16 protein-coding genes are annotated in these 19,090 nt (G+C 43.5%); 5 read left to right on the forward strand and 11 right to left on the reverse strand.

Annotated elements, in window-relative coordinates; all coding sequences use genetic code 11:
* The first annotated feature begins 1 nt into the window (after window position 1).
* Together G7092_RS27625 and G7092_RS27630 are read left to right on the forward strand one after the other, a co-directional pair.
* Window positions 2-1,783 carry a RagB/SusD family nutrient uptake outer membrane protein gene (locus G7092_RS27625; protein WP_166094964.1) on the forward strand — a complete coding sequence of 594 codons (1,782 nt, stop codon included), beginning with the start codon at window positions 2-4 and terminating at the stop codon, window positions 1,781-1,783.
* A gap of 107 nt (window positions 1,784-1,890) precedes the next feature.
* Window positions 1,891-3,021, forward strand: coding sequence for an acyltransferase family protein (locus tag G7092_RS27630; RefSeq protein WP_166094966.1), 1,131 nt, complete (start codon window positions 1,891-1,893; stop codon window positions 3,019-3,021).
* A 338-nt stretch (window positions 3,022-3,359) separates the two neighbouring features.
* Here the strand turns inward: G7092_RS27630 and G7092_RS27635 are convergent, their stop codons facing one another.
* A complete protein-coding gene (locus tag G7092_RS27635) occupies window positions 3,360-3,725 on the reverse strand; it encodes a hypothetical protein (protein ID WP_166094968.1) in 366 nt (121 codons plus the stop codon).
* Between the two features lie 264 nt (window positions 3,726-3,989).
* Between G7092_RS27635 and G7092_RS27640 the strand changes: the two genes are divergently transcribed.
* From G7092_RS27640 to G7092_RS27650, 3 genes are all read left to right on the forward strand, one after another.
* On the forward strand, window positions 3,990-5,450 hold the full coding sequence (locus G7092_RS27640; protein ID WP_166094970.1) for a circularly permuted type 2 ATP-grasp protein: 1,461 nt from the start codon (window positions 3,990-3,992) through the stop codon (window positions 5,448-5,450).
* A gap of 165 nt (window positions 5,451-5,615) precedes the next feature.
* Window positions 5,616-6,551 carry an alpha-E domain-containing protein gene (locus tag G7092_RS27645; protein ID WP_166094972.1) on the forward strand — a complete coding sequence of 312 codons (936 nt, stop codon included), beginning with the start codon at window positions 5,616-5,618 and terminating at the stop codon, window positions 6,549-6,551.
* A 15-nt stretch (window positions 6,552-6,566) separates the two neighbouring features.
* Window positions 6,567-7,541, forward strand: a complete 975-nt coding sequence (locus G7092_RS27650) for a transglutaminase family protein (RefSeq protein WP_166094974.1) — start codon at window positions 6,567-6,569, stop codon at window positions 7,539-7,541.
* Window positions 7,542-7,641: 100 nt separating this feature from the next.
* Here G7092_RS27650 and G7092_RS27655 read toward each other — a convergent pair whose 3' ends face one another.
* From G7092_RS27655 to G7092_RS27700, 10 genes are all read right to left on the reverse strand, one after another.
* On the reverse strand, window positions 7,642-8,130 hold the full coding sequence (locus tag G7092_RS27655; RefSeq protein WP_166094976.1) for a TlpA family protein disulfide reductase: 489 nt from the start codon (window positions 8,128-8,130) through the stop codon (window positions 7,642-7,644).
* Between the two features lie 41 nt (window positions 8,131-8,171).
* Window positions 8,172-9,191 carry a Gfo/Idh/MocA family oxidoreductase gene (locus G7092_RS27660; protein ID WP_166094979.1) on the reverse strand — a complete coding sequence of 340 codons (1,020 nt, stop codon included), beginning with the start codon at window positions 9,189-9,191 and terminating at the stop codon, window positions 8,172-8,174.
* Between the two features lie 519 nt (window positions 9,192-9,710).
* Window positions 9,711-10,295 carry a DUF4142 domain-containing protein gene (locus tag G7092_RS27665; RefSeq protein ID WP_166094981.1) on the reverse strand — a complete coding sequence of 195 codons (585 nt, stop codon included), beginning with the start codon at window positions 10,293-10,295 and terminating at the stop codon, window positions 9,711-9,713.
* An 871-nt stretch (window positions 10,296-11,166) separates the two neighbouring features.
* Window positions 11,167-12,426, reverse strand: coding sequence for a pyridoxal phosphate-dependent aminotransferase (locus G7092_RS27670; protein ID WP_166094984.1), 1,260 nt, complete (start codon window positions 12,424-12,426; stop codon window positions 11,167-11,169).
* A gap of 395 nt (window positions 12,427-12,821) precedes the next feature.
* Entirely contained in the window at window positions 12,822-13,556 is a 735-nt protein-coding gene (locus G7092_RS27675) for an acyl-CoA desaturase (RefSeq protein WP_166094986.1), read from the reverse strand.
* Window positions 13,557-13,875: 319 nt separating this feature from the next.
* Entirely contained in the window at window positions 13,876-14,886 is a 1,011-nt protein-coding gene (locus tag G7092_RS27680) for an LLM class flavin-dependent oxidoreductase (RefSeq protein ID WP_166094988.1), read from the reverse strand.
* 173 nt (window positions 14,887-15,059) lie between these two features.
* Entirely contained in the window at window positions 15,060-15,521 is a 462-nt protein-coding gene (locus G7092_RS27685; RefSeq protein WP_166094990.1) for a MaoC family dehydratase, read from the reverse strand.
* 66 nt (window positions 15,522-15,587) lie between these two features.
* Window positions 15,588-17,204 carry an ATP-dependent DNA ligase gene (locus G7092_RS27690; RefSeq protein WP_166094992.1) on the reverse strand — a complete coding sequence of 539 codons (1,617 nt, stop codon included), beginning with the start codon at window positions 17,202-17,204 and terminating at the stop codon, window positions 15,588-15,590.
* Window positions 17,201-18,304 (reverse strand): ligase-associated DNA damage response exonuclease, encoded by a 1,104-nt coding sequence (locus G7092_RS27695; protein ID WP_166094994.1) that lies wholly within the window; start codon window positions 18,302-18,304, stop codon window positions 17,201-17,203. The genes G7092_RS27690 and G7092_RS27695 overlap by 4 nt, the downstream gene beginning before the upstream one ends.
* Window positions 18,305-18,459: 155 nt before the next feature.
* Complete coding sequence (locus tag G7092_RS27700; RefSeq protein WP_166094997.1) at window positions 18,460-18,933, reverse strand: hypothetical protein; 474 nt, start codon at window positions 18,931-18,933, stop codon at window positions 18,460-18,462.
* Window positions 18,934-19,090 lie beyond the last annotated feature (157 nt).

Here is a 19,090-nt window from a genome sequence, read left to right on the forward strand (position 1 = left end):
AATGAAAGCTAAAAGATATATATCAGCAGCCTTGTTAAGCGCTTTAGCGCTTGGCGCCTGTAAAAAATCATACCTTGATAAACCAATTACCGGTGCATTACTACCACAATATTTACAAACCGAAGCAGGCGCTAACCAGTTGCTTGTTGGCGCTTATGCAGCCTTAGACGGGCAGCAAGGCGGCGATGCAGCCATAGGAGGCGGCGGCTCATGGGAAGCTTCGCCTGATAACTGGATATATGGAGGGGTTCTGGGTGCCGACGCGCACAAAGGCAGTATAGCCGGCGATCAGCAACAGATAGAGCCTATGGCAAAATATAATGCCGATGCCAGTAACGGTTTTTTCAATAGTAAATGGAAGGCCGATTATGAAGGCATATCGCGTGTTAACAATACCATCAAGGCTACTAATGCCATACCTTCCATTACAGATGCTGCTAAAGCCAATATATTGGCCCAGGCCCGGTTTTTAAGGGCTCATTACTATTTCGATCTTAAAAAGATGTTCAATATGGTGCCCTATATTGATGAAACAACCGTGGATATCAACCAGCCTAACAATACCGACATCTGGCCAAAAATTGAGGCTGATTTTAAATATGCCTATGACAATCTGCCAAATACACAACCCGAAGTTGGCCGGGCCAATAAATGGGCGGCAGGTGCATATTTAGCTAAAACTTATTTGTACGAGCATAAATATACCGATGCTAAACCTGTTTTTGATGCGGTTATAACTCAGGGGGTAACTGCTGGTGGTCAAAAATATGCGCTAAACGCCCATTTTAATGATAATTTCAGAACAGCTACTAACAACAGCGCCGAATCGGTATTTGCAGTGCAGGCTGCAGCTAATACAGACCCAAACGGCCCTTCAAATGCTAACAATGGCGATATGCTAAACTTTCCTTATGGCAATAGTAGTCCGTTCAGTTGCTGCGGCTTCTATCAACCATCCATTGATCTGGCAAACCATTTCCGCACTAACCCGGCTACAGGCTTACCTTATCTTGACGATTATAACAGCCATCCCATCAAAACCGATATTGGCATACCATCAAGCGCCGATTTTACTTTGGACGATGGAACGATTGATCCCCGTCTTGATTGGACTGTTGGCCGCCGGGGTATACCTTATCTTGACTGGGGAAACCATCCTGGTGCCGATTGGATAAGGGATCAGAAATTTGGCGGCCCGTATTCACCCATCAAAAATGTGTATGGCCAGGCCGAGCAGAATGTAAATGGCGATAATACTTCATGGGCCCCAGGTTCAGGCATAAACTATAATCTTATCCGTTATGCCGATGTGTTATTGATGGCTGCAGAAGTTGAAGCACAACTCGGCAACCTGGATAAAGCTGAAAGTTATGTTAACATCGTACGTAACAGAGCTACAGACCCCACCGGATTTGTGCATACCTATAAGGATGACAGCAAACCAACCAGTGGTTTTACTACTGACCCGGCAGCCAATTATAAGGTTAGTCCTTATCCGGCTGGTGCCTTTACAAGCCAGGCATTTGCCCTTAAAGCCATTTATTTTGAGCGCAAAATTGAGCTGGCCATGGAAGGTCACCGCTTTTTTGACCTGGTTAGATGGGGTATAGCAGATACCGAGCTTAATGCCTACATAGCTTATGAAAGTACGCTTACCAACGATTTAACCGGAGGTAAATTCATTAAAGGCAAGAATGAATATTACCCTATACCACTAAGCCAGATTGACCTGAGTTCAAAAGGTGGTACACCACAGCTTAAACAAAACCCTGGCTATCATTAATAAAAATTCACTCCAAACTTACCGGAATGCCTTATTCCGGTATGTTTTTTAAATACCACTTATCGCCCTTCCTGTTTTAAATATTCAAAACCTAATATTATTTTTTTATGAATAAATCATCAACGCGGTTTTTATCGCTGGATGTGTTTCGGGGCATGACCATTTGCTTTATGATCATTGTAAATACGCCTGGCAGCGGTGCGGCTCCTTTTTCGCCGCTTGAGCATGCCGCCTGGCATGGCTTTACTCCTACCGATTTGGTATTTCCTTCTTTTTTGTTCGCAGTAGGCAATGCCATGAGTTTTTCGATGAAACGCTATCAGGAAATGGGTAATACGGCGGTTTTGAGCAAAATCTTTAAACGTACCCTCCTTATTTTCTTAATCGGTTATCTCATGTATTGGTTCCCGTTTTTTAATTTCAAGGGTGGCCATATTTCCTTATCACCTATTGCAGATACCCGCATCATGGGTGTATTACAGCGCATAGCTTTATGCTATTGCTTTGCATCACTCATGATCCACTTTCTGTCAAAGCAGTCGGTCGTTATTTTATCTGTGCTGTTACTAATTGGCTACTGGGTGCTGTTGTTGGTTTTTGGCGATCCTAATGATCCGTTGAGCATGACCGGTAACGCAGGTATATTCCTGGATAAGTTTATCCTGGGCGATAGCCACATGTATCATGGCGAAAAAATAGCATTTGATCCCGAAGGCATCCTGAGCACCTTGCCCGCTATCGTGAACGTAGTTGTTGGCTACTATGCCGGCAAATTCATACAACAAAAAGGTAAGGGTTATGATACCATTGCCAAAATGCTGCTTACCGGGGCACTGTTCATCTTTCTGGCCCTTTGCTGGAATATGGTATTCCCTATCAATAAAAAATTGTGGACAAGCTCCTTTGTACTGGTTACTACCGGGCTCGATTTGGTGATCCTTTCCTTCCTTGTTTACGCTTTGGAGATCAACAACTGGAACAAAGGCAACTGGACGCGCTTTTTTACTATCCTGGGCAAAAATCCGCTGCCTATTTATGTACTGTCAGAAATACTGGTGATATTCTTTTATATGTTCACCGTTAAAGGCACCAGTTTTTACGATTGGATCAATACCTCCCTCTATCAGGTAATAGCTCCTGGCGCTATTGGTTCACTGTTGTTTGCCATTAGCTACATGCTTATTTGCTGGTGTGTGGGCTGGATACTGGATAAAAAGAAGATCTATATCCGCGTTTAATTTTCAACCTAAATATATCGCTAAAGGGGCTGTATCATCAATCATGATCAGCCTCTTTTTTATTTGATTTATCCGGATACTTATTGTTGTGCCAATCATGAATTGATGCATAATTATGAGTTGGATTGACTCCATTAACAAAAAGTGGGTTTACATGGGTTTACACTTTTTAAGGTTAACATCAATTTAAACAATTAATAATCAAATAGTTAAGTGTTTTTTATATGAAAAAAGTGTAAACCCACTTTTTCATAAATTAACGTCAATTCATAAAGGATACAATATCAATAAGGATCAATCCGATTGATGATACAGCCTCTTTTTATATCCCTTAATTATCAACCTTTTTGCCCAATGAGCTTGTATCCATCGGCCATATCCGGTATTTGATCAAAGGACATACCTGCGTACCGCTTTTCTATCCTGCCAATATGGGTGCAGGCATGTTCCAGATACTCATCGTCAATAACTTCCTGTATCGTATCTCTTATACCTTCCCGGCTCAAATTTGCCGCGATGATCATATCAGATCCCCAGAAACTGGCCGAACTGGATTGGGCCATTAATCTTTGAATATTAGCCAGCGTAAATAGCGTCGCTACAAACACATCACCGCTTTCCAATATGATGTGTACATCGATATTATCATCAAGCTCGTTGGTTTCGTTATATCCGGCCGGAAAAGTGATCTTAAAATCCATCATAGTTTTAAAAATGGTAAAGATAAAACTTGAGTCATTATTAGTTTTAACTAATTCATTTATAATTTTCCCTGATAAAAATTGATAATTGCATAAATAATCAATTAAAAAATGAAATTATCAAGCATAAATTCAGTTAAAATGAAAATTTGATATAAATAATTGAATTTTTTTGTCAAAATTTTTGCTTTTTTATAAAAACACTTCATAAATTACATTTTATAAAAAATAACTGATTGATAAATTTCTAATTACAGCAATTTTAACATGGAGGAATCAGCTTATTTTAACAAATACGATCCCATTAATGGTGTATGGGACGAAATGTATGGCGCCAATTGCAGCGTTCGCGATCATTATTTGAAAGTAATCGAATATATCTCGAAAGAATCAGCCGACGACCTGAACAAAAAAGAAGAACTCGCCAAGAGCCTTTTCATGAGCCAGGGTATTACTTTTACGGTTTATAACAGCGGCGAGGGTATCGAAAAGATATTCCCCTTTGATATCATCCCCCGCATTATTACTGCTGGTGAGTGGGCTTTTGTAGAAAAGGGTATTAAGCAACGACTTACGGCCCTTAATCTCTTCCTGAAGGACATATACAACAACCAGTTTATTGTAAAGGATGGTATAGTACCTATTGATATTATTTACTCCTGTCCGCATTTTCTGCGCGAAATGTACCAGCTTAAAGTGCCCTATGATATATATGTGCACATATCGGGCATCGACCTGATCCGCGATGAAGACGGTACTTTTTATGTATTGGAAGATAACCTGCGCACCCCATCTGGCGTAAGCTATATGCTCGAAAACCGCGAGATCACCAAGCGCCTGTTTCCCGATCTGCTGCCGCAATGCGGGGTTCGTAGTGTAACGGAGTATCCAACCATATTGTATAAGAACTTACTAGCGCTTTCGCCCAGGCAAATATCAAACCCAACTATTGTATTGCTAAGTCCGGGAATCTATAACTCGGCTTATTTTGAGCATACTACCCTCGCCCGTTTGATGGGTGTTGAATTGGTAGAAGGGCGCGACCTGGTGGTTAATAACCATAAGGTATATATGAAAACCACAACCGGCTTGCAGCAGGTAGATGTGATATATCGCCGGGTTGACGACGAGTATCTTGATCCGCTGGTATTTAACCCGGAGAGTATGCTGGGTGTTGCCGGTATTATGGGCGCCTATCGCAAAGGCAATGTGGCCATAGTAAATGCTACAGGTACCGGCGTTGCCGACGATAAAGCGGTTTACGCTTACGTTCCGGATATGATACGCTATTATCTGAACGAAGAACCGATCCTGAAAAATGTACCTACACATCAATTAGGCAACCCTGATGAGCGCGAACATGTATTCAAAAACCTGAACAACATGGTGGTTAAAAAAACCAATGGCAGCGGAGGTTATGGTATGCTCATGGGCCATGCCGCATCTGAACAGGAAATTGACGATTATAAAAAAGAGATCCTGAAAGATCCGCGCAATTTTATTGCTCAGCCAACTATTAGTCTTTCGGCGGCACCCTGTTATATGCAGGGCCTGTTAAAACCCCGCCGTGTCGACCTTCGCCCCTACGCACTTTACGGCCCTGATGGCATTGAGATAGTACCCGGGGGTTTAACACGGGTGGCCCTTAAAGAAGGCTCGCTGGTAGTAAACAGCTCGCAGGGTGGTGGCAGTAAGGATACCTGGGTGCTAAGCCCCCCGGCCCCCTAAAGGGGGAGGGATAAAAGAACAAAAGACAATAATATCAAACATCGAATTTTGAATAATGAACACCGAAGTAAAACTTATGGAGATGCCCGTACTTCATCATTCGATATTGGAAATTCAATATTCATTATTAAAAATATTCCCCCTTTAGGGGGTTAGGGGGCACATATGTTAAGCAGAGTTGCAGCAAGTTTTTATTGGTTAAGCCGTTACATTGAGCGCAGCGACGGCATGCTGCGGATGCTCAAAATTAATTATGCCTCATCGCAGGATACCGTACAGGAATTTACCTGGGAGCCGGTGATCAGGATATTTGTTGGTTTGCATGAAACCGATGCAGACACGCTGGATAATGATAGCCGGTCGGTTTTAAAATATATGGTAACGGGTAAAAACAACCCAAATTCCATACTCAACATTATTACCCTGGCCCGTGAAAATGCCCGTGGCGTTCAGGAACATATCACCAAGGATCTGTGGCAATGCCTTAACGAGTATTATCACACCGTAAAAGATCAGCGAATAGAACGCGCCCTGCAGCGGGAAGACCCGATTGGTGTGTTGGATGTTTTGATAAAGCAGGTAATGCTATATTACGGCACCGTGGAAATCACGATGGAACGTGGTGAAGGCCGCAGCTTTATGAACATTGGCAAATACCTGGAGCGGGCCATACAATCGGTCGATATTCTGGATACCAAATTCAGCTCGGTAAGTGACAATCCCAACCTGCTTACCGATACCACTTATTGGAAACATCTTTTGCTTTCCTTAGGCGGCTATGAGCTGTATCTGAAAACCTACCGCGAGGGTTTTGAAGCCGAGAATATACTGGAGCAGGTAGTACTCAACAATGATTTTCCACGATCGGTTATTTACGCGGTCAACAATATCCAACGCTATTTCGACAGGTTGAAAAACGATACCAATGTGGATACCTATAGGGAAATGTCGTTCCAGATAGGGCGCTTGCAAAGCCGTATCAAGTACAGTTCGGTACGCAGCATTAAACAGGAAGGCCTGCACGGTTTTTTAACCCAGATCCGGACTGAATTATACAACGTAGGCAACTCGCTGAATGAATACTATTTTGCCAATTCATAATTTAATTTGACAATTATGCCCGAATTTAAAATACAACACATAACCCGCTATACTTACGAAGGTCCGGTACGTGACAGTGCTAATCAGATTATCCTTTTCCCCATAAAAGATGAGTACCAGGATGTGGTAAAGCAGGAACTGCATATAACCGGCAACCCGGTTGTTGATACCCATGTTGACTATTATGGCAATGAAGTAGGAAGTTTTACCTATAGCGAACCGCATTCCCAACTCACCATTAACTCCAAACTGGATGTGATCACCCGCCACCGTCCCTTGCCAGTGAACGATATTTTCCCCGAACAGCAGTGGGAGGATCTGAAACGCTTGCAATATATGGTACCTTATATTGACTTTTTAAAACAGGAATACTTTGAAGGCCTATGTGAGTTGCAGGTTATTGTTGAACAGGAAAGATCAACGGACGATACACCTTACCAGATAGCGTTACGTTTTTGCAACTACGTATACCAGAACTTTGAATATATTAAGGGTGTTACCACTGTTGAAACCACGCTCGACGAAGTTTGGCAACTAAAGGCCGGTGTTTGCCAGGATTTTGCCCATATTTTAATGGTAATGCTTCGCCTGCTCAGGATACCGGCACGTTATGTTAGCGGCTATATATGCACCAACAGCAGCGCTATGCGCGGCGAAGGGGCTACCCATGCCTGGGCCGAGGCTTATATACCGGATTATGGTTGGTTGGGTATCGACCCTACCAATAACTGCATAGCTAATGAAACTCATGTACGACTGGCCGTGGGTCGTAGTTTCCCGGATTGCTCTCCCGTAAAAGGCGTTTACAAAGGCTCATCGGGCCATAGGCTCGAAGTTTCTGTAACGGTTGACGATGAAAACTCCCCTGCTTATGCCTATGATAACCATACCATTCACGAGGCAGCCCACCTTCAACCAGTGACCGAATACCCTAAAAACAGCTATCAGCGCCATATGGAGATCATTCAACAACAACAGCAGCAACAATAACGATGTGCAGATGTGCGGATTTCAGATGTGCGGATGAAAAAACTGGACATCTTTTAATCATTTGCACATCTGCACATTCGCATATCTGCACATCTGAGGCCTATACTTTTTTAGCAGCAGCTATCAATACCGGGATAGTTGGCACCTTGTCGTAAGTTTTGGATATCTTGCCATTGCGGTCATAAATGGCTATAAATGGCGTATTTTTTATCTGGAAGTATTTTTGCACCAGGTAAGTATACCCTTCGGTACCAATGGTAATGTTATGATACTTAGCCAGGTCAAAGTCGCGCTGAAAAACCTGTATGGCTTTCAGTTGGGTAACAAAAGTGATCAGTACGATCTGCATATCCTGCAGATTTTTTAGTTGTGGTTTCAGATCGTACATCAGGTGCTGGCAATGGCCGCAATCCGGCGCAAAATAAATCAGCATCACCGGTTTGTTCTTCTTCAGATTGGCCGGGGTAACATACACACTATCCGTAGTTAATATATGATACGGCGGGATACCTGAATTAGCGCCAAGGGTTTGAGCCTGCGTACAGCCGGCCGCAATAAGCAAACAAAGGAACAGATATATCTTTTTCATTAGATTAATATAGAATTTCATTAAGCATATTTACGATATTTTTAACTCTCCAGCAATTCCAGCTGCCAGGCTATTTGCTCTTCGGTTATAGGGAACAACGCGTTTTCGCGCACGGTATGATAAACCGCGTCAAATAAACCATTATAATTACCCTTGTCTGACGGTATCCACTCTACTGTTTTCTGATTATCAACACCCATCAGCACCAGTTTACCTTCGCTGCCTTCCGGTTCAATGCCAAAACCTTCGTCGGTTGGCATCATGCCGGCATCCAGTTGCGCCTCCTGTACATCGGTGCGCAGCTTTACAAAGCTCCCCAGCGTTCCGTGAATCACAAAGCCGGGTAATTGTTCGGCTATCAGTAAGCCAGAGGTTAAGTATACATTTAGCTGATTAGGGTACGACAGATGGATATTAAAATAATCATCAACCTGCGAGCCGGGGCGGTGCGAAGCCGTTGTTTTCACATAGCTCAGTGGTTTGCCAAATATGCTGATGGCATTATCTACCAGGTGCGCACCCAAATCATAGGTAAGGCCATTGCCGGGCGTCTCTTTGGTTTCTTTAAACACCTTGGCTCCAATAGGCATCCGGTACCTGTCCAGCCTGAAATGTACTTCGATCAGTTCGCCTAAGCGACCACTTTCAATTACCTTTTTTACCGATATAAAACCGCTATCGTATCGGCGGTTCTGATAGATCATCACTTTCAAATTCAGCTTTTTACCCAGATCGAACAAGGCTTTCACCTCTGATGACGTTACTGCAGCCGGTTTTTCTATCAGTACATGTTTACCTGCGTTGAGCGCCTGCACGGCATAGTCAAAATGGGTATTGTTGGGCGTATTGACGATGATCAGCTCAATTTCGGCATCGTTCAACAATTCATCGGTAGTATTATAGCTGATTACATGGGGATAAACTTTGCCTGCCTTTTTTTCGTGGCGTTCCACCACGGCTTTAAAGGTAAAACCCGGGTTGGTGGTTAAAAATGGCGCGTGAAAAATCCGGCCCGACATGCCGTAGGCCATAAGGCCGGTAACGATTGGTTTTGATGACATAGATAGATAATTATTCGTGAGCTGAAAGCTCAAAGCCGAAGGCCGAAAGCTTTTGCTTATTTAGTTTTTTAGCTTATTACAAGAAACAAACAACGTATGTCTCAAAAATACTTTTTAAACCTTGAATTTTAACAAATTTCTGATCGAAAGTGATATAAAAACAGCTTAAAACTCATTCGAAATAATTGATTTCACCCCTATTTAACAAATTCCAATTCGGTTTTAACGTGTTTTAAAAACTTTAAAAAGTGATCGTTAATGAACTGTATACCAAAAAACCATTTTTTAAGCTGGTTGTTTCCTTTAACCAAACGGCCCCGCTTGCATTTTTCAAAGCAAGCAGGGCCGTGGTGATGATACTCCTGAGGATACGCAATTATTTCGTCTGAATCAGAATTAACTTCGTTGAAGGCTTCGCCGTTTACAGAATTTTAAAATTAACAGAATTAATTGCGATCATCTGTACATTTAAAACAAAGGAGTTAATTTGCACATCCGCACATTTGCATATCTGCACATCTATTTCATTCCTTTTTTAATGGCTTCTATTTCGGTAAGGTGACCTTTGATGATTGGCAGTGTGTTGGTGGCGAATGCTTTCAGATCAGCATCTTTACAGTTTTTGGCTGCATCTTCAAACATCGATATCGTTTTTTTGTGCCCATCAACCATGGCATCAACATAAGCCTTATCAAAATCGGTGGTTGATTTAGCCGAAAGATCTTTCAATTCTTTTTGCTTGTCTTCGCTTGGCTCAGCAGGCAGGGTAATGTTTTTGGTTTTGGCAATGGCCATTAATTCCTCGTTGGCTTTGCTGTGATCTTTCACCATCATTTCGGCAAATTTTTTCACCTGTGGGTTAACCGCTTTTTGCTCTGCCACTTTGGCTACGGCAACTTCGGCCATGCCGCCGTTGGCAGCATCAGTGGCAAACTTAGCGTCGTCCTTATCAACCGCAATGCCTGTAGCGCCGGTTGTAGTGGTGTCTTTGGTATGATTTGCGCTGTCTGCGCTTTCTTTACTATCAGTTTTGGCGCCATTATTACATGCCTGGAAAATCGATGCCGACAACGCGACCATCATTATTAAACTTAACTTTTTCATAGTGAGTGAATGTTTATATTGTTTTTATAGTCAACAGTTTTCACCTGAATAAGTTTTACTTTCTTATTTGTAAAATAATTTATCTTTTAATATCACAACCATTCGGTATCGAGGGTCTTCAACTCGTGATCAATGTGGCTTCAGCTTTCAGTTGAACAGAAGCCGAAGGCTTTGACCATGCAACCCACGAGATACGCCGCGCTAATCTCGCGGGAGCGGCGGACTTTTCGCAAAAGCCCCATTTACATGCTATATATCATTTTTATATTTTTTAACTTCAGTTTTAAATAGCCGATATGAAAACCTTATTATCCGAACTGCCTTATCTTGCAACTATCTTTTGTATTATTTTCCTGTTCGTTTTTGGTTTTTTTGCCGTATTCCATCCAAAAAAAATAATTGATCTCAGAATTAAATATAGCTTCAGCAAAGAGTTCATAAAAAAAATGAGTGAAGAGCGGTGGTTTATGATCAACCTAAAAATTGGAGGGGTTATCTGTATGATCATATCTCTGGCATTATTGACCTATTGCATCAGCGTATTAGTAAGCCATGCGTGAATTTCCGTCCCTTAGAGTTTTCTGAAAAGGACCCTGAGGTACTTTTCTGTACAAGTCAAAACGCAGGCCCCCCTCTCCGAGAGACCCTGTGTGGACAAGATGCATTCTCTGAGACCCATGTAATGTGTCTCTACGAAAATAAAATGCAGAGACGCATCACATTCGTCTTTCACCATGCCGGTAAACCTTGCAAATTCGGAGACGCAAATATGCGCCTCTACAATCGCGCGAAGATCAACATCGTTTTGTTATTAACAACAAAAGGCCATCATGCAAGCATGACGGCCTTTGTAAATCTATATAAATGATATTTATTTCAATTTGGCCAAAGCGGCTTTAACGCGTGGTATCAGTTGTTGGATATCTTCGGCGGTAATAGTACCTACGGAGGCACGGAACCAGCTTACATCATCGCCGGTACCAAAAGCCGAGAATGGCACCAAAGCTACCTTTGCTTCTTTGATGAGGTAGAAGTTAATATCGGCCGAGTCTTTCAGCACGGTGCCATCTGGTGTAGTTTTTCCGGCGTAATCAATTTTCAGGGTCAGATAGATGGCGCCCATTGGCTGGATAGAATCTACCTGGAAACCCTCGGCTTTTAATGCCTGGAATCCCTCGTGCAGTGCATTCAGACTGGCCTGAATTTTAGCCTTGATAGCTGTCAGATAGGTATCAACAGCTGCATCATTAGTAATAAAGCTGGCCATAGCCACCTGCTCGGCCTTAGGCGACCATGCACCCATGTGCCCCACAATGGCTTTCATATTATCAATAACGTGTGCCGGACCAAAACCCCAGCCTACCCTTACCCCGGTTGAGGCAAAACACTTGGAAGCACCGTCGATAAATATGGTATAATCTTTCAGTTCGGGACGCAGCGTAACCGGATCAAAATGCTGAAAATCGCCAAAGGTTAGTTGCGAATAGATCTGATCGTACATCAGGTACAGCGGTTTTTCGCCTGCTGCGCGGCTTTTATTTTCGGCAATCACCAGGTCGCAAATTTCTTCCAGGTCTTTTTTGTCAAACATGGTACCCGTTGGGTTCAATGGGGAGCATAAAGCCAGCAATGCCGCGCCTTTTAAATGCGGGCGGATCTCATCGGCCGTAGGCATAAAGTTATTTTCGGCCCTGGTAGGTATCATGATGGCATCAGCACCCAATAAATCGCTGTAGTGATTATTGTTCCATGATGGTAAAGGGAATACTACCTTTTCGCCGGGGTTAACAACCGCCAGAAAGGTAGAATAGATCAATGGGCGTGAACCGCCGGAAATCAGTATTTCATTATTTGCAGAGTAATCCAGGTTAAAGCTTTTCTTTAAGAATGCCGAAACACTCTGGCGCAGATTAAGCATACCATCGGCCGGTGGATAATTGGTTTGGTTTTGGTTATATGCCGCAACAATACCGTCCTTCAGTTCGGTTGGGATGGGATAAATATTGGAGTCAAAATCGCCGATGGTTAAATTGGCAATATTTTGGCCTTGTCTTTTCAATTCGTTTATCTCGCCTGCTATCTTGATGATCTCAGAGCCGCGCAGATTTTGAGCTAATACGGAAATACTCATGGAAATATGAATTTTATGAGCGGCAAATATAGGTATTTGGTAGGATTAAGGATAGATGGACCAAAGATAAAGGACTTTAAGAGCATGGATAAACCAACCTGATGACTAGACTCACCCGATCTCATCGCCTGCCATGGGAAGAGTGGACTTTTAAACTGATAAAGAATAAATAAAAGCCAAAAAGAATTTGTCATCCTGAGGAACGAAGGATCTATTCGTGAACTTTGCATATTGACGATTAGATGCTTCACTATGTTCAGCATGACAAACTATTTAAAATCACATTTTATCTCAAATAAAAAAGGCGAAAAATAAATCCTCCTGAATTTATTTTTCGCCTTCAATAATATCACAAGGTAGTCCTTACTCCTTGCTCCAAAAATCTTTATTCTAAACTACAAATATGCTTTTCTGAGTTTAATAATGCGCATCCAGTGCATCAGTTTCATCACCGGGTAAACGGGGTCTATCTCAAACCATTTGGCACCAAAATTGGCCCGGTTGGGGTGTTTGTGGTGATTGTTTTGAAACAATTCGCCCAGCATTAAAAAATCAAAGGGGGTAGTATTTTTTGATTTGTCGCCATTGTCAAAATTAGCGTAACCATATTTATGACCGCACCAGTTTACGATAGCGCCATGGATAGGGCCCATTAAAAAATGAATAGGGATTAACAGGTACATCCACCATTGGGTAGCAAAAACTACGTAAAAAGCGATGTATAGTATACCGAATGATATACGCGATACCATAGATGAACCTATATAGTCAACAAAACGCCACTCGGGTATATTTCCTTTAAAACGCTCTTCGGGATCTTTCAATCTTTTCACGTGCATGCTATAGCTTTTTGAGGTGTAGATCATCATCTGAAAAACATCCTTAAAAAAGTGCGGCGAATGTGGATCCTTCTCGGTATCGCTGTAAGCATGGTGCTCGCGGTGCATAATGGCATAAGCCCGTGGGTTTAAAAATGACGAGCCCTGGCAGATATAAGTAAGCAGGTAAAATACCCCTTCGTAAAACTTGTTCGTAGTGAACATTTTGTGAGAAGCATACCTATGTAAAAAGAACGTTTGGAAGAATAGCGACAAAAACCAATGCGCTATAAAGAATATTATGATTACCACTGAATTGAATGAATTAGAATTTGAATGTTATTTATAATCTTTCCAAAGATACGATTAAAACCCAAATAAAGTTTTTACAGTTTTAGAATGATTACTATCTAACGCAAAAAAGGTGGTTGTGTGTGTGTTGTGAGGGGAAAATTTTTGTTGTGCGGTGGGGAGATGAAGAGGGCATCTAACAGCACAACCTACAACACGCCTCCTATATGTCATTGCGAGGTACGAAGCAATCTCGTAGCTATTCATAAGAATGCGAGGAGATTGCCACGCTACGCTCGCAATGACATATTCATGGAATTACAGGTATCTTGGGATTTTATTACAATTCAAACTGCTGAGCCAGCAATTCATATGACTTTAGCCTGTCGTCAAAATTTTCGGTGATGGTTACGGCCATAATTTCATCCACATCATAATCCTCGGCCAGCCAGGTGAGTTTTTTCTTGATCTCCATGGGTGTGCCGGTAATTACGCGGTAGCTGTTCTGCCTGATGCGTTCCAGTTCGCTTGGGGTATATACCTCGTCTTTCACATCGGCATAACTCAGCGGAACAATGGGACCGCCTTTTTCAAACTGCAAAAACCGGTGATCCATCACGGCCCGGTGCTGCTTTATTTTCTCCTCATCTTCTGAGCAAAAAACAAATATGGCAACGTTTACCTCCGGCTGAGCCAGATCATCCGACGGTTGAAAACGTTCGCGGTACAGCTTCACATTGAGCGGACCGCCGCTTGGGTTTATAAAATGCGCAAAAGAAAAGCCCATACCAAAATGCGCGGCAAACAACCCGCTTTGTCCGCTTGAACTTAACAGCCATTTATCGGGCACGGTTTTCACCTGTGGGATAGCCCTGATGCGAGCCTGTATGGTGCCGGGTTCATAGGTATCGTGAAAATAATTGTTCAGATCGGTCAGCTGTTCTACAAAATCATCTTCCCTGAATTGGTTTGAAGGATTAAGCACCGACGCTGTAATACGATCGGTACCCGGTGCACGGCCCATGCCCAGGTCGATACGGCCCGGAAAAAGCGCTTCGAGCATCCTGAAGTTTTCGGCAACTTTAAGGGTACTGTGATTAGGCATCATGATACCTCCCGAGCCAATACGCATACGCTGGGTTTGCGAGGCCAGGTAAGCGATGAGTACTTCGGGTGTTGAACCGGCCAGGATGCCGGTGTTATGGTGCTCGGAAACCCAGTAACGGGTGTAGCCCAGCTGTTCGGTATATTTTGCTAATTGGATGGTTTCTTTTACGGCCTGCTCGGCAGTGGCGCCTTTTCTTATCGGCGACTGGTCGAGCACGCTTAAACGGATTTTCTTTGTGTCCATAATGATGATAAACACAAATGTAATGATAGGGTTGCTGCCCGGGTTTATGAGCGCCTTTTTATGGCATTGGGATTATATAAGCCCCCTCTAAATCTCCCCCTAAAGGGGGAGACTTTTAAAATCACTTTGGCTATTTAAAGCCCTCCCCTTCAGGGGAGGGTTGGGTGGGGCTACTAATCAATAAAATGATACAGAAAAACCACATCACCGGCAAAGGCGGGTTTCTTTTGACCTTCAATTTCCAGTTCGATGGTCATGGTGGTTTTGGTAACGCCGCGTAAGTTAATCAGGCTGGAGAGTTTCACTTTCAGTCGTACTTTGTCATTTACCAACACTGGCTGAGCAAAACGCAGGTTTTCGATACCGTAGTTGATCTCCATTTTAAGATTGCGGATATCGGCCACCTGTTTCCACAAATAAGGGATGAGCGACAAGGTCAAATAACCATGAGCGATGGTTGTTTTAAAAGGGCTTTCGGTTTTAGCTTTTTCCGGATCGGTATGGATCCACTGATGATCAAGCGTCGCATCGGCAAATTTATTGATCTGTTCCTGGGTGATGGTATGCCATTCAGATACCCCTAAATCTTTACCTAATTGCTCCTCAAATTCGTTATAGTTATTAATAATGATCATCCGTGTGCGGTTTATAATTTGTACAGCAAAGTAAATAAATTAATCAGGTGAAGCAGTATTAAATTATCAATCGCCCAGCAAAGCCTTTAAATTCTCCAAAGTATCGGCCTCTTCTTTAGGTTTATCATGTCGCCACCGCAGTATACGCGGAAAACGCAGGGCGATGCCCGATTTATGCCGGCTTGACCGGTTAATACCTTCAAAGCCTATCTCAAACACTAGTTCGGGCTTTACGGTACGCACCGGGCCAAATTTTTCGATGGTGTTGCGTTTGATGAAATAATCAACCTTATTGATCTCTGCATCAGTTAAGCCCGAATACGCTTTGGCAAAAGGCACCAGTTTATCGCCATCCCAAACGGCAAAGGTATAATCGGTGTACAGGTCGGCCCTGCGACCGTGGCCTTTTTGGGCGTATATCATCACCGCATCGACCGACAGCGGATCGATCTTCCATTTCCACCAGTCGCCCCGGCGGCGCCCCACCTGGTAGGTGGCGCTTTTGCGCTTCAGCATAATACCTTCGGCTATCATAGCGCGCGATTGCTCCCTGATCAGCCCAAGCTCATCCCAGGTATCAAACTTAATCAATGCCGATATCCGGAACACTTCCGGATAGGGCGTTGCTGCCTGTAATTGCTCCAGTATGGCCCGTCGTTCTGTTTGGGTTTTATAACGGATATCTTCGCCCGCATATTCCAAACAATCATAAGCGATCAGGGCGACAGGGCTTTCTTCCAGTATTTTCTTACTTAAATTTTTACGCCCGATTCGGGTTTGCAGTACATTAAAAGGCATGGGTAAGCCGTTTTGAAAGCTCAGTATCTCGCCGTCAATCACGGTACCATCGGGCAGGGCATTTAAAAAAGGGTGCAGCTCCGGAAACTTTTCGGTAGCCAGGTCTTCGCCCCTGCTCCAGATAAATATTTCGCCGCCTCGTTTGATGAGCTGAGCGCGTATGCCATCCCACTTCCATTCGGCCTGCCAATCAGCAGCATCGCCAAGTGCGGCGCCTACTTCGGCGGGAGTTTTTTGTTTCTCGGAGGTTTCCTGTATGGGATAGGCCAGGAAAAACGGATAGGGCCTCGATGTATTTTCGTTACTATCCTGCTCGTCCATCAATTGGGCATACTGATAAGTTTCGGGCTGCCAGCTCCCCATAATGCGGTGGGTAAGCACGGTAGCTGCCAACCCAGAAATATCTGCCAGCGCTTTGATCACCAGGTTTTGAGATACCCCTACCCTAAAGCTGCCGGTAAGCAGTTTATTAAATACAAACCGTTCCTGGCTATCGAGCATGGCCCATGAATCCAGTAGCCACAGCTTTTTTTCGGCTTCGGTTTTATCATTCAGCGCGTTAATTTCGGCTATCCATTCGGTAAGGGTTTTATTGCTGCTACTGGCGGTTTCGGGCATCAGCAGCGCCATGGTTTCGGCCAGATCGCCCACCACATGATAGCTTTCTTCAAACAACCAGGCGGGTATATGAGATGCCTCGATAGCCCAGGTACGCACCAGGGTAGAATTGATCTGCCGTTTGGGTTTACGCCCGGTGAACAGGGCTAGCATATGCATTTTATCGTTATCGGGTACAGTGTTAAAATAGTCTTTCAGTACCCTGACCTTTTCGTTGGTCTTGTTGGTTTCGTCTAACGACAGGAAAAGTTGGGCAAAGGCTTTCATGAAACTGCCCCTCCAGTCTCACCTAAATCTTCTCCAAAGGAGAGGACATTACTTTCATTTTTATCCTGGTCTTCTTGCTTTTCCTCCGGAGGAGACTGAAGTGAAGCCTCCTCATCATCTCCATACAAGGTATGCACCTCGTGGGCATCAAAACCTATCTCATTTAAATATCTTGAAAACGTGGCAGTATAGCCATGGGTAAGGTAAACGCTTTCGCAGCCGGTGGCATCAATGGCACTGATGAGTCCGTTCCAATCGGCATGATCAGAGAGTACAAAACCACGGTCGGCCGCCCGCCGGCGTTTGGCTCCGCGAATAGCCATCCAGCCCGAGCAATAGCCAAAGCTATAAGGCTGAAATTTGCTCATCCAGGGCGTTCCTACCGATGATGGCGGCGCCAGGATGATCCCTTTTCGTACTTCTTCTTTAGCAGAGTCGGGGGTAATTCTTTCCGTTGGATTTAATAGTACACCGTTACGGCGCAAAGCCTCGTTGGTATTTTCAATAACGCCATGGGTGTACACCTTGCCGTTAAACAGATCGAGATTTTGCAGTATGCGCTGGGCTTTGCCTAAGGAATAGCCTACCAAAACCGTAGCCATATTATTGTGCAGGTTATCGCGCCACCAGTTATTGATGTCGTCAAATATCTGCACTTGGGGCTTCCAGGTGTAAACCGGCATACCAAAGGTACATTCCGAAATAAAGTGGTGACATTTTACGGGTTCAAACGGGGTTGAAATACCATCATCCTCTACCTTATAATCGCCGGATACTACCCAAACCTCGCCCTGGTACTCCACCCTGATCTGTGCCGAACCGATTACATGCCCTGCCGGATATAGCGAAATGGATACGCCGTTTTTCATCACTGTTTCGCCATACTCCACGGTTTGCAGCCGAATTTCGCCAAGGCGATAAAGCAATACTTCCCTTGACAGATGATGCGCCAGATAATGTTTGTGCCCCGGGTAAGCATGATCGGCATGTGCATGGGTGATCACAGCATCATGAACAGGCTGCCAGGGATCAATATAAAACTTGCCCCGGGTGCAATAAATCCCCCTGTCGGTAAACTCCAATAATGGTTTTTTAGCCATGGTGTTAACATAACCCACGGAGAGCCAATTGGTTTGCCCCCTAACCCCCTAAAGGGGGGAACTTTTGATTTGATGAATTAATCACAGCAGAATCTGTAAAAACAATCAATCATCCGGCGGTATGTATTAATGCGCATTGCACAGCCCGTTGCCCTTTAGCGCGATAGTTCATCCCTAACCTTGCTAAAGAACTGCAATTCATCTGCAGATAGCTTATCTTTTTGAAATATGATCACAAAGCGGTACGGCTGGTTCACCACAATAAAAACAGCACTGCTCCTGATATCTATTTGCTTTACCCATGCCTTCCATTCTTTTACCTCCGATAGATCTTTATTTCGATGTTTGATGATGATATTTTGCTCATTAAATTCAACATCGGCGTCAAAGGAACTCCTTTTTGCCATCATCTTTGAACTAAAATGGTATACAGGGATCAGGATCACGACAATAAAGACCAGGAAATAAACCAATGCCGAAATAATAACACCCAATTGATTTAACGGACAAACCCAGGCAAGCAGCAACATTCCCAATAAATACCGCCAGATACTTTTCTTAAAAAAGAAAAATATTTTAGCCCGGAGTATCAGACTATAATTTGATTGTATCCTTTTGATAACTACCATTATGTATGATTTATGATCGTCTATGGCCAAATATAATCATCCACAGATAATGTCACCTCAACAATTGAAAGTAAAAACCGGACGGCGGTTAGTTCAAAAAAAATGTGCAGATGTGCAAATTTGAGATGTGCAGATTTTTTTATTGCCTGCTTTTCTG

The organism is Mucilaginibacter inviolabilis, assembly GCF_011089895.1.
Lineage (GTDB): Bacteria > Bacteroidota > Bacteroidia > Sphingobacteriales > Sphingobacteriaceae > Mucilaginibacter > Mucilaginibacter inviolabilis.